The following is a 14,058-nucleotide window of genomic DNA, read 5'->3' as shown; positions in this document are numbered from 1 at the left end:
CTCGCGGCCTACGGGCCTCCGGGCGCGACGGCGGGCGAGCGCCCGTCCGGCGGCCCCGGGGCGATCGCGATCGTCCGCGCCCTGGTCGCCGATCGCGGGCCGTGGGGGGGGACGGCGGTGCTGCTCGGCGCGCCGGCGCGGACGGCGCTCAGCGCTCGGCGACGACCCGGCCGTCGCCGTCGACCCGCAGCGCCAGGCGACCCTCGAGCAGGTCGATGAGGTCGGTCCCGACCAGATCCCCGCGCCAGCCCTGGAGCGTGCGGATCTGCTCGTCGTCGCGCCCGTCGCGCCACGAGGTGATGATCCGCTGCAGGTCGGCACGGCTGGCCAGCAGCTCGTAGGCCAGCTCCTCCTGCTCGGCGCGTGTGCGGACCAGCGTCTCGGCCAGGACCACCAGGGCCGGATCGGCCGGGTCGGTGCGCGGCGGACGCTCGGTCTCGACCGGGATCGGCTCGGCGTCGCGTCCGCGGGCGATCGCCTGCACCAGGGCGTCGCCGCGGCGGTGCAGCGTCGCCTCCGACAGTCCGCGGATCTGCTTCAGGCGCTCGCGGCTGGTCGGGCGCCGCTTGGCCAGCTCGACCAGCGTCTGGTCCTGGAGGACGGTCGAGGGCGGCCGGTCGACCTGCTCGGCGGTCTCCTCGCGCCACTCCAGCAGCGCGTAGGCGACGGCCCGCTGCGCCGGATCGAGGCGGTCGATCCGGGGCAGGCGGGGGAAGAGGTCGGCGGGGTCGCGGCTGTCGTGGACCTCCTCCAGCGCGCGGCACTCCTCGACGGCCCACTCGAGCCGGCCGGACTCCACCAGCCGGTTCTGGAGCGCGACGGCGAGCTGCAGCAGGTGCTGGACGTCCTCGGCGGCGTAGCGGCGCTGCTCCTCGCTCAGCGGCCGCTGCTCCCAGCGGGTGAAGCTGGCCGACTTCTGGAGCTTGACCCGCAGCATCTCGCGCAGCAGCGCGTCGTAGCCCATCTGCGCCCGGAGCCCCGCGAAGCCGGCGGCGACCTGGGTGTCGAAGACGCCGCGGACCTCGGTCTTCCAGGTCCGCTTCAGCAGCGCGACGTCCTGGCGCGCGGCGTGGAGGACGATCTCGATCTCCGGATCGGCGAGCACCTCGGCCAGCGGCGTCGGGTCGAACTCGTCGACGAGCGGATCGAGCAGCTCGATCCGGATGCCGTTGGGGGCGTCGACGGCGATCTGGGCCAGGCACAGCAACGGCCGATAGCGGCCCTCGCCGACGAACTCGGTGTCGATCCCGAGCCGGCCGGTCTCGCGCGCGGCGGCGGCGAGCTCGTGGACGATCCTGTCGGTGGAGGAGGACACGTGGTGGCGCAGGCTACCCGCGCCGGCGGGGGCGGGGGACGTCACCGCGGCGGAACTGGGGCCGAAGCGCCGAGATCGCGGCCTCCGGCGGCGACGGGGCGGATTCGTCGGCCTGGGGCAGGAGGCCGTCGCGCTGGGCCTGGGCGAGGATCTCCGGCGACGCCTCGTCGGGCCAGACGCCGTAGCGGTCGAGGAACGCGCGGGCGTCCAATTCCTCGTCGCGCTCCTGCTCGCCCTTGAGGCCGATTCGGTGCAGGCGGTTGGAGACGGCCACCCCGAGCCCGCCGCCGAGCATCATCGCGGCGCCCTCGACGCCGACGATGTCGGGGCTGATGATCAGCATCGCGGCGCCGATCACGAAGATCAGGCCAGGGAGCCAGAAGCGAACGATCTTGACCGGCGTGAACACCCCTGGATGATCCCGCAGCGACGGCTCGCGTGCGAGCCGGGTTCGGCGGCCGGATCAGCGGCGACCGGCGGCGAGCGGCCCGCTGCCGGGGTTCCAGACGGTCGGACCGCGGTCGCGCAGCCGGGCGAGGTCGAAGCCGGCGAGCAGCTCGTCGAGCGACGGCGCGGCGCCGGGCGGGGCGAGCCCGACCGAGGCGGCGAGCGCCCCGCGGACCTGCTCCGCGGACTCGCCGAGGGCGCGGCGGTCGGCGAGCGTGACCGCCCCGTCGCGCTTGGCCAGCCGCCGGCCGTCCGCTCCCAGCACCAGCGGCACGTGGGCGTAGCTCGGCACCCGCAGCCCGAGGACGCCGGCCAGCCACGCCTGGCGCGGGGCGCTCGACGCCAGGTCGGCGCCGCGCACGACCTGGCCGATCTCCTGGTCGTCGTCGTCGACGACGACCGCCAGGTTGTAGGCGTGGGTCCCGTCGCCGCGGCGGACGACGAAGTCGTCGACGACGCCGCGGATCGGGCCCAGCACGAGGTCCTCGACGACGACCTCGGCGGCCGCCGCGCGCACCCGCCAGGCCGGTGGCCGGCCGCCGGCGGCGCGCTCGCGGGCCGCCCGTCCGGCGGCGTCGAGGGCGGCGCAGGTGCCGGGGTAGGCGCCCTCGGGCAGGTCGCCGTGCGGGGCGCTGGCGGCCTCGCGGATCTCGGCTCTGGTGCACCAGCAGGGATAGACCAGCTGCCGGGCCTCGAGCGCGCCGACCGCCGTCGCGTAGGCGCTGGCGCGCGCGGACTGGCGCAGCGGCTCGCCGTCCCAGTCGAGCCCCAGCGCCCGCAGGTCCGCGAGCTGCCCGGCCTCGTGCTCGGGACGGCTGCGGCCGGCGTCGAGATCGTCGATCCGGAGCCGGAAGCGACCGCCGCCGGCGCGGGCGGCGAGCCAGGCCAGCAGCGCGGTCCGGAGGTTGCCCAGGTGCAGCGCCCCGGTCGGGCTGGGGGCGTAGCGGCCGTCGGGCTGCGCCATCCCGGACACGGTAGCGACGGCCGTCGCAGCGCGAGATGCGGGCGAGCGTGCGTATGCTCGGCCGCGATGGCCACGACGCAGGGCAGCCGACGCCGACCGGGGCGCAGGGACTCCGAGCCCGCCGAGGACACCGGACCGAAGCCGTGCGGGCCGTGCCGCGGTACCGGGCGGCTGATCTCCGGCGCCGGCGGCACCCCGCACGAGGTCGCCTGCCCGTGGTGCGACGGGACCGGCGTGGCGATCCCCGGGCGCGACGCCCAGGAGCACCCGGCCGAGCAGCCGCCGGCCGCCCCGCCCGCCGCCTGACCGCCGGCGATCAGGCGGGCGCCCAGGCGACGACGGGCTCGCCGCCCGCCCGGACGTCGAAGCGCCCCGCCTCGCGCAGGCCGTCCGGCTCCGCCAGCCGGGCGTGGGTCGCCTCGGAGACGAGCAGCGACACCCCGGCGGCCTTGGTCGCCGCCTCGAGCTTGGCCGCCACGTTGGTGGTGTCGCCGACCGTGGCGTACTCGATCCGGTGCGCGGGGCCGACGATTCCGGACGCGACCGGTCCGCTGTGCAGGCCGACGCCGATCGCGAACGCCGAGCCGGTCGACGCGTTGAACCGCTCCAGCCGCTCGCCGGCGATCTCGCGCGCGGCGGCCAGCGCCCGGTCGGCGTGGTCGGGCGCCGGCAGCGGCGCGCCGAAGACGGCCATCACGCCGTCGCCGAGGAACGAGACGACCGTCCCGCCGTGGCCGGTGACCGCGGCGGTGACCTCGGCCAGGTAGCGCTCCAGGAGCGTGATCACCGACCCGGCCGGCTGGTCGGCGGCGAAGGCGGTGAAGCCCCGGAGGTCGCAGAAGAGCACCGTCACGTCCAGCTCGCGCGGGGCGATCCCGGAGCCGCCGCTCGCCAGCAGCTGGTCGACGACCTCGGCTGGCGCGAACCGCCGCAGCGTCGCGCGGGCGCGGCGCTCGGCGATCCGCTCGAGCCCGAGGGTGACGATCAGGCTTCCGAGGGTCCCGACGCCGAGCGCGACCAGCGGCGGGACGACCTCGACCACCCGATCCCGGGCGAAGGCGGCGACGGCGAAGGCCACGATCGCGGCGAGCCCGCCGACCGCCGCCAGCGCCTGGGCCAGGCCGCCCCGGCGGAGGCCGGCGAGCGGCACGATCGCGGCGCCGAGGAGCAGCAGGACGACGTTCCACCAACCGGGTCCGTCGCGCAGCGGCGACTCCTCCAGCGCGGTCGCGATCGCCTGCGCCTCGATCTCGGCCCCCGACATCAGCTGGCCGCCCCAGGCGGTCGGGTGCTCGTCCTGCGCGGCCTGGGTGGTGTCGCCGATCACGACCACCTTGCCGCGCAGCGCCGATGCCGGGACGCGGCCGTCGCGGACGTCGACCATCGAGTAGATCGGCACCGACCCGCGCGGTCCGCGGTAGTCGATCCAGGCGCCGGGGCCGACGCCGCGCCCGCGCCGGCGGGCGGCGGCCGATCCGCGGCCGCGGTCGTGCCAGGCGGCGGCGACCGCGGCGGGCATGCTCGGGACGCCGTCGATCGTCGCCGGCAGCCGCCGGAACGTGCCGCCGGTGCCAGAGCCGAACGCGACGTGGCCGGGCCGCGCGCCGAGGTCGTCGAGCGTCAGGCCCTGGACGAAGTCGAGCGTCGCGGCCCGGCCGTCGGCGCGGTGGATGCCGGTGATCGCCAGCACGGTCGGCCGGGCGTGGTCGATCGCGTCGACGAGCGCGACGTCGGCGGCGCCGAGGGTGTCGTCGCGGTTGATCTTGGACGCGCCGCGGTAGACGAGGTCGATCGCGACCACCCGCGGGCGAGCGGCCGCGATCCGCCGCAGCATCCGGGCCTGCTCGTCGCGCGGCAGCGGCGAGGTCAGCCCGAGCCGGCCGATCGAGGCATCGTCGATCGCCACGATCGCGACCCGGTCGTCGGCCGGTCGCTCGCCGCGCAGCAGGAAGCGGGCGTCGACGGTGCTCTCCTCGGCCCGGCGGGTGGCGCCGGTCGCGTCGAGGCCCGCGGCCACCGCCACGGCGACCAGCGCCGCGACGGCCAGCCGGACCCACCGCGTCCGCCGCATCGGAGCTGTCTAGCGTCGGGCCCGCGCGACGACCCGGAAGCTCCGCCCGGTCTTCACGAGCCGGGTCCGGCGGGTCCGCAGGTCGCGGACGACGATCGAGCCGCGGTGGACCGTGTAGCTGGTCCCGTCGCAGCCCTCGGTGGTCGTCCAGTCGGTTCCGCGCGCGGTGGCGACGGCGTCGTTGGTCCGGGTCCGGAGGCCGCCGTTGCCGCTCCGGCGCACCCGCAGCACGCGCGGCTTCTTGCGCGACTTGGCGTTGCCCTTCGGCGGCGGCTGCTTGCCGCTGATCGCGGTCCTGACGGCGGCCCGCAGGTTGGCGCGGGCACCGCCCGGAAGCGGGGCGCGGGGGTCCTTGACCGGCGCCACGGCCCGGCAGCTCCGCCCGGCCAGCCGCAGCTCGGTGGTGTAGGGCGGCTTGCGTCCCTGGGCGAGCACGAACCGCCCGGCCCGGACGGTCGCCCGGAACGAGCTGGCGGCCCGCAGGCGCAGCGTGACGCTGCCGGAGCTGGCGTCGACCTCGCTGCCGACCGGGACGGCGGTCTGCGGGACGAGCGGCTGGAAGTCGTTGCTGCCGGGGACCTTGACCTCGACGTGGCCGGCGGTCGCGTCGGCGGCCGCCTGGATGCCCCGCTCGGGGTCCGGGGGCGGCGGCGGATCGGTCGGCGAAACCGGGGGAGGATCGCTCGGCGGCGGATCGGCCGGCGGCGGCGGATCGGGGCGGCCGCCGATCGGACCGGGATCGAGCAGCGCGACGGGTGGCCGGCCGGCAGGCCCGGCGTCGCCGCCGGTGAACAGCACGCGGGCGTCCTGGAGCACGGTCGCCTGACCGCCGCGGCGGTCGCTGGCCATCAGCGGCTCGTCGTACCAGAGACCCGAGAGCGGATCCCGCTGCCAGGTCTGCTCGCCGACCAGCAGCAGCCGGTCGGTCGCCAGCAGCGCGTCGATCTGGCCCGGGGTGGTCGCGACGCCGCCGGTGGTGCTCCACGAGGTGGTCGGCGGATCGAAGCGCCAGACGTTGGCGCGGGCGCTCTCGGTCCGGTCCAGGACGACGACGACGCCGCCGTCGCCGGTGCGGGTGGCCGACAGCAGCGGCGGGCCGAGGCCGACCGGGCCGGCGGGGCTCCAGAGGTCGTCCTGCTCGCGGTAGACGTAGCCGCGGGCGGTCGCGCCCGCGGGGCGGGTGTCGGTGCCGAGCGCCAGCACGCGTCCGTCGCCGGTGGTGGTCGCGGTCGCCGGGGCGATGTCGGGGAACGGCGCGGCGGCCGACCAGCGACCGCTGGCCGGGTCGTAGATCCAGGTGCCGGTGTTGCGCCCGCGGGAGGCGCTGTCGTTGCGGCCGATCGCCAGCACCTTGCCGTCGGGCAGCAGCGCGGTGACCTGCGGCGCGCCGCTCATCTCGAGGTCGGTGCCGATGGCCCAAGTGCCCGTCGTCGGGTCGAAGATGCGTGGCCGCCAGCCGCGGTTGACGCGATCGCCGCTGCCGACCCCGAGCACGAGCGTGCGGCCGTCGGGCAGCGCGACGGCGGCGTCGACGCTGTCGAGCGCGAGGTTCCCGGCGTCGGCCCAGGCGTTGCGGGCGGGGTCGTAGCGGACGGCGCGCGTCTCGGCCGGCTGGTCGCCGGCGGCGGGGATCTGGGCGACGGCCAGGACCGTGCCGTCGGGCTGCAGGGTGGCGGTGTCGGCCTGTGCGGCGACGGCGTCGTTGGCGACCGGCACCCAGCCGGTCCCGGCCGCCGCGGGCGCGGCCCACAGGAGCCCGGGGACGAGCGCTGCCGCGGTCAGCGCGAGCAGCCGTCCACGGGAGCGCGCGGGGCGCCCCACGGCGACGGGCGGCGCCGGGCGACCGCGATCGCGCACCACCCCCGATTGACTGTGGTGATGTCGTACCCCTACGACATCGAACCCTCGACCCTGACCCATAGCACCTAGCCTACTCGGCTCGGCCCACGACGGTCGCGGCAACCACCCTGCCGTTGTCCGCCGCAGGCCGACCGGTTCACCCCGGTCCGTCGCCAGCGGCGACGGCTGCGGACGACGAGGCCCTCGCGCGGCGTGGCGGACGATCCGGCCCCCGCCCGACCCCCCCGGATAGCCCGTCCCGCATCGCGCTGACGAATCCCGCCATCTGAGCACGACCCTAGGGCGCGCGCGAACGCCTGTCCGTCGGGGCCACGACACAGCGGGCGTCACGGCCGCGACGCTGCCCCGTCGGCGGGCGCCCGCCCTGCCGCGCGGGCGACGGGCTCAGCGCAGGCGCTCGCTGCGCCCGCGGAGGGCGGGCAGGTCGACGATCTCGATCCGTCCCCGGCCGAGGACGACGGCGCCGAGGTCGCGCTCCTCGGCCAGGACCTCGTTGACCGTCGGTCGGGTGGTGCCGGCCAGCTGGGCGATCTGCTCCTGGGTGAGCGGGATCGTGATCGGGTTGTCGGGCGTTGCCTCCTGCCGCAGGTAGAGGTCGGCGACGAACATCAGCCGTCGCCGGACGCGGGTCGGGGCGCTGACGTGCAGCGCCTCCATGACGTGGACCGAGAGCCGGCGGACCTGCTCGGCGAGGACCTCGATGATCACGTCGTCGGTCTCGCGGTGCTCGCGCCGCAGGCGGGCGAAGTCGGCGCGGTGGATCGCCAGGGTCTCGGCGGTCTCGAGCGCGATGACGGTGGCGCTGCGCGGCTGCTCCTTGGCGACGAGGGCGAGCTCGCCGACCATGTCGCCGGGGCCGAGGACGGTCAGGATGACGGTGTCACCGAGCGGCGTCGTGCCCTCGACCGCGACCCGTCCGCGACGGACGACGTGGACCGTGTCGGCCGGGTCGCCCTCGTGGAAGATGATCGTGCCGCGGTCGAACCGGCGGCGGCGGGCGCCGAGGACGATCCGCGATGCGGTCTCCTCGGGAAGCCGTTCGAGCAGATGGACTGGCAAGGGGGATCGGTGGTCGACGTGTTCGCTGGCGGGGGGGGGAGGGACGGGACGGGCCGCGAGACGATGCTCTCACCCCGCCGCCGCGCCGGGCGACGGGGAGCGGCCCCCGCATGGGTCGTTGCGGGAGCCACTCGACCCGAGCGTGCGTCGTTGACCGGGGCGCACGCAGGCGCCGGCAGAGCAGGGGTGGTTGCCCAGCGACGACCCGCCGCAAACGTAGCGTGCCGCTCCCGCCGTGACCAGAGCGGATCGCCGGTACGGGGGATGCGAGTCGCTCGCGGAGGGCAAGCGGCGCGCGTCAGGCGCCGGGGACCGGCAGCACGCTGGCCGGCGTCGGCTGGCTGCCGTCGCGCGGGGTGACCGGGGAGGGCTGCGGCGTCGGGCCGGCGGCGGGTCCGTCGCCGACGTCGAGCCGGACCAGGGTCTGGTGGGCCAGCTGCAGGCGGACCCGGAAGCTGCCCTGGCGAAGGGCGGGGAAGCGGATCGTCGTCGGGACGTCGGGCGAGACCTCCTCCTCGACGCCGAGGCCCTTGACGATCACGCGGTCGAAGGCGGGGACCTCGACCTGCAGCACGATCGTGTCGCCGACCGACGCGGCCACCGGCTGCTTCTGCGGCGTCGTGATCCGGATCACCTTGCCGGCGGGGCCGGCGGGCCGGGTCGACGCCGAGGGCGGCGCACCCACCGGCCGATCGCGGTTGTTCTGCTGCACCGGCGGCGCCATCGCGCCCACCACGGCGAGCACGCCGATCACGACGGTGGCCAGGATGATCAGGCGGATCGCCGGCACGCGGTGAAGTATGGCGGGTCGGCGCTTGGGGGTGGGGCGCCGCCGCCCGCGCGGGACGCGGGGCGGCGGTCAGGCGACGGAGACGCTCAGGCGCCCGCGGCGCGCGGCGCGACGTTGCGGAACGACCCGGGGACGAAGCTGGCGTTGTCGGGGACGTCGATGGCGGCGGCGCGGATCACGCTCGCCTTGCGGATGAGCATCGGCTGCGTGTTGCCTGCGAGCTGGTTGAGCAAGAGCTGGAGGTTCCCGATCGGGCCGCTGTTGAGCAGGTCGGTCAGGAGCCCGGCGGGCAGGGTCTCGCTCCCGGTTCCGGTCCCGGTCTTGCGCCAGTTCGTGCCGGTGACGGCACAGAAGAGGTTCAGCACGCCCGGCACGCACTTCTCCCACTTGTCGTAGGCGTAGGAGGTCGCGCCACCGGCACTGACCAGCCCGGCCAGGCCCGGCAGGTTCGCCAGCTGGCCGACGAGCATCCGCACCACGCCGCAGGCGCGCGCGTTGGCGCTGTCGCTCGGCGGGCCGGGGCTGCCGGCCGGCAGCCGCGCGGTCACCGTGCCGCCGGTGACCAGGGTCAGGATGTCCCCGAGCAGGTTCGTGAGGCCCGAGATCAGCGGTCCGAGCACCGGCAGCGAGCAGAGCGTGTTGTCGAGCGGCGCCGCCACCGAGGAGAGCAGCGGCCCGAGAGCACCGCCCAGAGTGTTGGGCTGACTGCCCGGGTAGATCCCCGTCTTGCTGCGGAGACCATCGGTCCAGACGGCGCCGGTCACCGTGCCCGTGCCCTCGATCCGCACGACCTCGCGCGTCGGCTGCGCGGCGCGGTATGCCTGGGTGCAGCCCGTGGCCGGGGCGCTGGCGCACTCGTTGCCGTTGAGCGCGTAGAGGACGCCGGTGAGCTTGCCGCGCACGACGATCCGCCCGCGGTTGACGATCAGGGCGCGGACGTTGGCCGTCCGGCTGGCGTCGATCGAGCAGGACTGGTCGCCGTTGCCGATCTTGTCGATGTAAACAATCGTTCCCGGGAAGGTGGGCGACGAACCGGCGATCTGGTTCCACGGCAGGTTGCATTCCGACACGCTTCCGGGAACGCTGGGGTTGTAGTCGGTGCCCGCGATCTGGTCGCGATAGACGCCCTGCAGCAGCCCGGCACCGCCGTTGTCGCCGACCTTCGCGGCCGTGCGGTAGGCGTCGACGACGGCGGCGGGCGCCATCGCGTAGTTGGTGAGGTTGTGGTAGCGGTCGGTGCCGAGCAGCGGGTCGGTGACCGCGTTGAGGCTGGTCTTCTGCAGCAGCTGGTTGAGGCTGCCGAAGACACCGCCGAGGCAGAGGTTGAGGTCGAGCTTGGTCAGGTCGACGCCGTTGCCCAGCAGCCCCTTGACGGTGTCGTCGGCACCCTGGAGCAGACCGCAGCGCACGCCGATCTTGGCCGTCCCGTCGGCGGTGCTGTTTCCGGGGTCGTCGATGATCAGGTCGTCGCGCTTGCCGAGCAGGCCCTTCTCGCCGAGCAGGCCGCCGAGGACCTTCTGGCCGAGCGTGCTGGTGAGCGTGCCGAGCACCTGCCCGGTGACCGCGCCGAGGTCGTTGTCGAAGCTGCCGGTGGCGAGGGCGTAGGACGGGTCGGGCTGCCAGCGCGTCGCGCCGCGCTGGACCTTGGCGGCGACGGCCCGCGACCGCCCGGTCGAGCCGGACGGCGACCGCACGTCGCCCTGGGCGCGGACCCACAGCGTCGGCTGGGTCCCGAGGATGCCGGTCGCCTTCTGGGCGTTGGCCGCCCAGGTGGCGAGCGTCGTGGAGGCCGACGTCTTCAGCTTCGCGGCGTCGCTCCACCGCGGATCCGCGGTGGCGCCGTTGTCGTCGGTCGGGCAGACGTAGACGGTCCAGCGAGTGGAGCGGCCGCCCTTCGTGTCGTAGTCCGACAGCGGCGATCCGCCCGACTGGGCGGCGTCGAAGTACGTGTTGACCGCCGTCTGGACGCGGGAAGCGAAGGTCGCGGGGGTGACGGTGGACGGGCCCGAGAGGTCGCCGCTGACGGTCTGGCACGACGTGAACTTCGTCGTCCAAAGCAGGCTGTTGTCGTCGCTCGCGAGCATGTTGGCGGTCGCCGTGGCGGCCCCCTCGGCCAGCGTCTGGGCGGCGTCGTTCACGCGCTCGCCGCCGGCGGCCTGCGTCTGGCGGTCGACGAGCAGCAGCGCCGCGAAGGCGAGCATCAGGCCGATCGCCAGCAGCGCGATCACGGGCACCATCACCCAGCCGCCGTCGTCGTGGACGCGGGACGCGGGACGCGGTTCGGGCATCGTCGGGTTCCTCATGGGGCGATGGCGTTTCGGAGGGAGACGGCGGCGCGCGTGACCACGGCGCCGGACGTGGACCCCGGTCGTCGGCTGACGGCCAGGCGCAGGCCGACGGCGCGGACGGCTGCGGGCGCCGGCAGGCATGCGGGCGGGCTCGGCGTAGCCGCGGTCGGCGCCTGCTGCGGGCAGTTGTTGGCGGTGTAGGCGGCGTCGGCCGTGTAGGAGAAGAGGGTCGTCGGCGAGACCACGCGGCGATCGACCAGCCGCGTGAAGGTCCAGCCCGACCCGTTCGCTCCACAGCCGGTCGGGGCGACGTAGGAGCCGGCGGCGAGCTGGCCGCGGAACAGGCTGCCCGCGCTGTCGGCGCAGTAGCTGATCCAGCCGTTCGACTCGCCGCCGGTGCTCGAGGCGATCGCCGCGGCGAACACGAGCTGGCTGCGGGTGATGCTGACGATCGGCGTCGCGGCGCCGGTGGCCGGCGTGTACGCCTGGCGCGTGTCGTTGGTGATCCGCCGCACGACCTGGCGGCCGACCTCCTGGCTGTCGGTCACCCGGCCGGTGTCCTGCGTCGAGCTGCCGAGGATGTCGGACGCCCCGAGGATCGCGAACAGGACGACCGACGCGAGCGCCATGGTCACCAACAGCTCGACGAGGGTCAGACCGTCGTCGCGGCGGGCCGCACGCCTCAGGCGCGTCGTCTTCGGGCGGGTCATGGCGTGGCCACCGTCGCGCGGCGGACGACGGCCGTCTGGCGGATCGTGCGCGTCTGGCGGGTGGCCCGGTCGACCCAGCTGACGGTCGTCTCGACCTTCGTCGACGTGCCGATGCCCCCGGCCACGTCGAGCGTCTCGTCCTGGATCTCCTCGGCGGGGCAGAGCCCGATGTTGGCGTTGGCGCCGAGCGTGCCGAGCAGCCCGGTGACGCCGGAGAGCAGGCCGCCGACGGTCGGGCCGACCGGGCCGAGCGCCGAGCAGACGGTCTGGATCAGGCTGTCGAGGCCGAGCGCGCTGGTCAGCGGGTTGAGGATGTTGAGGAGGCCGCCGACGCAGAGGTCGAGCCCGACCACGTTGAGCAGCTGCAGGCGGACGCGGATGTCCTGCGTCGGGGTGGGGGTGCTCGGCAGCGAGTTGCCGAGGGCGAGGGCCAGGCTGCACTGCGATCCGCCGCCACTGCCGCCCGGGAACGTGGTGCCCGGCGACGTCGTCGTGGCCGGCCGGTCGCAGTCGAGGACGCCCTGGATGATCGTCTGGTTGATCTCGTCCGAGCTGGTGCAGGCGCGGTAGGTGACGGTGTAGCGGGTGTTGGCGCGCGTCAGCTGCCAGCTGGTGCGCTTGACGTAGCGGCCGGTGACGTCCTGCGCGGTGACCGCGCTGCTCGATCCGTCGCCGTCGGGGTCGAGGGCGGCTCGCAGCCGGTTCGCGACCTCGACCTCGGGGCGGACGGTGGAGGTGCCGCTGCTCAGGCCGACGAGCTCGTTGGTGTCGACGTACTTGCCGTCGGTGGAGGAGCGGGCACGGACGTACTTCATGCCCGACGCCCGCTCGACGATCTCGCGGGCGATGGCGTTGCCCCGGTCGCGCTGCAGCGACGAGCCGGTCGCGGCGGCGCCGCGGTCCATCAGGGCGAGGGTCGCGAAGACGCCGATGACCAGGATCGTCGCGGCGACGAGCACCTCGACCATCGTGAATCCGCCGTCGCTGCGCAGGCCCCGCTGGCCGGCGGACCGCCGCTGGACGCGGGGGCGGCGGTGCAGGCGGACGACGCGGCGGGCCGCACGGCGCGGGCCGCCGGGGCGACCATCGGCCCTGGCGACGCCGGGTGCGCGATGGTCGCCTGCGCGGTCCGGGGGACGGTCCTCGGTGGCCGTTCGTGGGAGTGAGCGGATCACCGGTGAGGGCTGGACGTGCGGCATCGCACACGGTCAATCGGCGGCGGCGACGACGGACCGGAGCGCACTCAACGAATGGACGGCCGTCCACCCTCGCGCGAGAAGGGCCACCGGACCGGCCAGGCCTCCGCGGATCCGCAGGTAGTACAGACGTCTAGTCGCTCTCCAGCCCCGGGAGGCCTGGCCCGATGAGTGCTGTGCAAGACGCCAGCACCGAGGTGCCAAGGGCAAACCACTCGTGAGGGTGGGACGCAAAGCCACGGGCCTCTCCCACGTGGAGAGGAAGCCGGGTCGCCACCGGGGTGCAGTGATGGACCCCGCGGCAGGAGTCGCGGAGCTGGCAGCAGGAGAACCACAAGGTCCACCACACAGGAGCACAACGTGTCTTCATTCATCCACCGGATGCGCAACCGTGCAGCCGAGGAGCGGGGCTTCACCCTCGTCGAGCTGCTGGTCGTCATCCTGATCATCGGCATCCTCGCCGCGATCGCCATCCCGACGTTCCTGGGGCAGCGCGCGAAGGGCCAGGACGCGAGCGCGAAGAGCAACGCTCGTAACGCTGTTTCGCAGATCGAGTCCTGCTACACGAACAGCGAGGACTACTCGACTTGCCGCACCGAGGCGCAGCTCTCCGGCGGCACCAACCCCGGTGCAACGGGCCTCCCGGTCGTGGCCACCCACGTCGCCGGCGATGCGGACATCGTGATCAGCGCGGCGACCACGGGCACGAACGACGCGAAGACGAGCTACCTCGTGACGGCGTACTCGAAGTCCGGCAACCAGTTCACGATCGAGAAGGTCTCGTCCGGCAGCACTGCTCGCAAGTGCACCACCACCGGTGAGGGCGCCTGCCCGTCCAGCGGCGACTGGTAGTCCACGACTCGCCGACAGGCGACGCTCACTCGAGAGCGGCATTTGCAAGACCCAGCGCGGGGCGGCCTCTGGCCGCCCCGTCCGCATTGCGCAGACGAAAACCAGTGGCGCGTCACCTAGCCATCCGTCCAACGTGCACGACACCAGGATCATTTGCTGGCACCGTCGAACCATGCTCAGCACACAGCGTTGCGTTCAGCCGCATCGAGATGCCCCACAACCTGCCGATCGCCCAGGTCGCCGCCGGACCGGGGTCGCTGTCTTTGTGACTGTCCTCCTTTCGGCGCTGACTGGGCTGCCAGCCGCTGTCGCCGGCGCGGACGAGGGATGCACAGCAACCTGGAGCGGAGGCGCTGGGACGTCGGCTTGGGGGACGGCGGGGAACTGGACTGGCGGAACTGTGCCAGCACAAGCCGATTCCGTCTGCTTGCCCGACGGCGCGTCGATCGATGTCGGAACGTCGGTTTCGGTTCGTGATGTGCAGGGTGTTGGTGCTGCGGTTCGTG

General features: G+C 74.7%; 12 protein-coding genes and 1 riboswitch. Of the genes, 2 read left to right on the top strand and 10 right to left on the bottom strand.

Annotated elements, in window-relative coordinates:
* Window positions 1-148 precede the first annotated feature (148 nt).
* The 3 genes from PAI11_RS04370 to gluQRS are packed head-to-tail and all read right to left on the bottom strand — an operon-like array spanning window position 149 to window position 2,726.
* Window positions 149-1,315, bottom strand: a complete 1,167-nt coding sequence (locus tag PAI11_RS04370) for a ribonuclease D (protein WP_007571247.1) — start codon at window positions 1,313-1,315, stop codon at window positions 149-151.
* 13 nt (window positions 1,316-1,328) lie between these two features.
* A complete protein-coding gene (locus PAI11_RS04365) occupies window positions 1,329-1,724 on the bottom strand; it encodes a hypothetical protein (RefSeq protein WP_007571245.1) in 396 nt (131 codons plus the stop codon).
* A 54-nt stretch (window positions 1,725-1,778) separates the two neighbouring features.
* Complete coding sequence (gene gluQRS, locus PAI11_RS04360; protein ID WP_007571243.1) at window positions 1,779-2,726, bottom strand: tRNA glutamyl-Q(34) synthetase GluQRS; 948 nt, start codon at window positions 2,724-2,726, stop codon at window positions 1,779-1,781.
* 66 nt (window positions 2,727-2,792) lie between these two features.
* Here gluQRS and PAI11_RS04355 point away from each other — a divergent pair, with 66 nt between their 5' ends.
* A complete protein-coding gene (locus PAI11_RS04355) occupies window positions 2,793-3,032 on the top strand; it encodes a hypothetical protein (RefSeq protein WP_007571242.1) in 240 nt (79 codons plus the stop codon).
* Window positions 3,033-3,042: 10 nt separating this feature from the next.
* On the opposite strand, the gene PAI11_RS04350 is transcribed toward PAI11_RS04355, so the two are convergent.
* The 7 genes from PAI11_RS04350 to PAI11_RS04320 all read right to left on the bottom strand — a co-directional run bounded on the left by PAI11_RS04350 (window position 3,043) and on the right by PAI11_RS04320 (window position 12,703).
* Window positions 3,043-4,797 carry a CHASE2 domain-containing protein gene (locus PAI11_RS04350; protein ID WP_007571240.1) on the bottom strand — a complete coding sequence of 585 codons (1,755 nt, stop codon included), beginning with the start codon at window positions 4,795-4,797 and terminating at the stop codon, window positions 3,043-3,045.
* Between the two features lie 9 nt (window positions 4,798-4,806).
* Entirely contained in the window at window positions 4,807-6,657 is a 1,851-nt protein-coding gene (locus PAI11_RS04345) for a Kelch repeat-containing protein (protein WP_040598332.1), read from the bottom strand.
* A 384-nt stretch (window positions 6,658-7,041) separates the two neighbouring features.
* The gene (locus tag PAI11_RS04340; protein ID WP_007571236.1) at window positions 7,042-7,716 is read right to left on the bottom strand and encodes a Crp/Fnr family transcriptional regulator; all 675 of its coding nucleotides are present in this window, start codon (window positions 7,714-7,716) and stop codon (window positions 7,042-7,044) included.
* 298 nt (window positions 7,717-8,014) lie between these two features.
* Window positions 8,015-8,506 carry a hypothetical protein gene (locus tag PAI11_RS04335; protein ID WP_007571234.1) on the bottom strand — a complete coding sequence of 164 codons (492 nt, stop codon included), beginning with the start codon at window positions 8,504-8,506 and terminating at the stop codon, window positions 8,015-8,017.
* Between the two features lie 86 nt (window positions 8,507-8,592).
* The gene (locus PAI11_RS04330) at window positions 8,593-10,794 is read right to left on the bottom strand and encodes a hypothetical protein (protein WP_007571232.1); all 2,202 of its coding nucleotides are present in this window, start codon (window positions 10,792-10,794) and stop codon (window positions 8,593-8,595) included.
* An 11-nt stretch (window positions 10,795-10,805) separates the two neighbouring features.
* The gene (locus PAI11_RS04325; RefSeq protein WP_007571230.1) at window positions 10,806-11,504 is read right to left on the bottom strand and encodes a PulJ/GspJ family protein; all 699 of its coding nucleotides are present in this window, start codon (window positions 11,502-11,504) and stop codon (window positions 10,806-10,808) included.
* Entirely contained in the window at window positions 11,501-12,703 is a 1,203-nt protein-coding gene (locus PAI11_RS04320) for a prepilin-type N-terminal cleavage/methylation domain-containing protein (protein WP_040598331.1), read from the bottom strand. Before PAI11_RS04320 ends, PAI11_RS04325 begins: the two co-directional genes overlap by 4 nt.
* 192 nt (window positions 12,704-12,895) lie before the next feature.
* Window positions 12,896-12,978: riboswitch (cyclic di-GMP riboswitch) on the top strand.
* Between the two features lie 82 nt (window positions 12,979-13,060).
* Between PAI11_RS04320 and PAI11_RS23870 the strand changes: the two genes are divergently transcribed.
* Window positions 13,061-13,552, top strand: a complete 492-nt coding sequence (locus PAI11_RS23870) for a type II secretion system protein (protein WP_211656546.1) — start codon at window positions 13,061-13,063, stop codon at window positions 13,550-13,552.
* Window positions 13,553-14,058: the final 506 nt, after the last annotated feature.

Source organism: Patulibacter medicamentivorans, assembly GCF_000240225.1.
Lineage (GTDB): Bacteria > Actinomycetota > Thermoleophilia > Solirubrobacterales > Solirubrobacteraceae > Patulibacter > Patulibacter medicamentivorans.
Note: the sequence above shows the minus strand (reverse complement) of the source record. Positions and strands in the feature narration are given on the sequence as shown.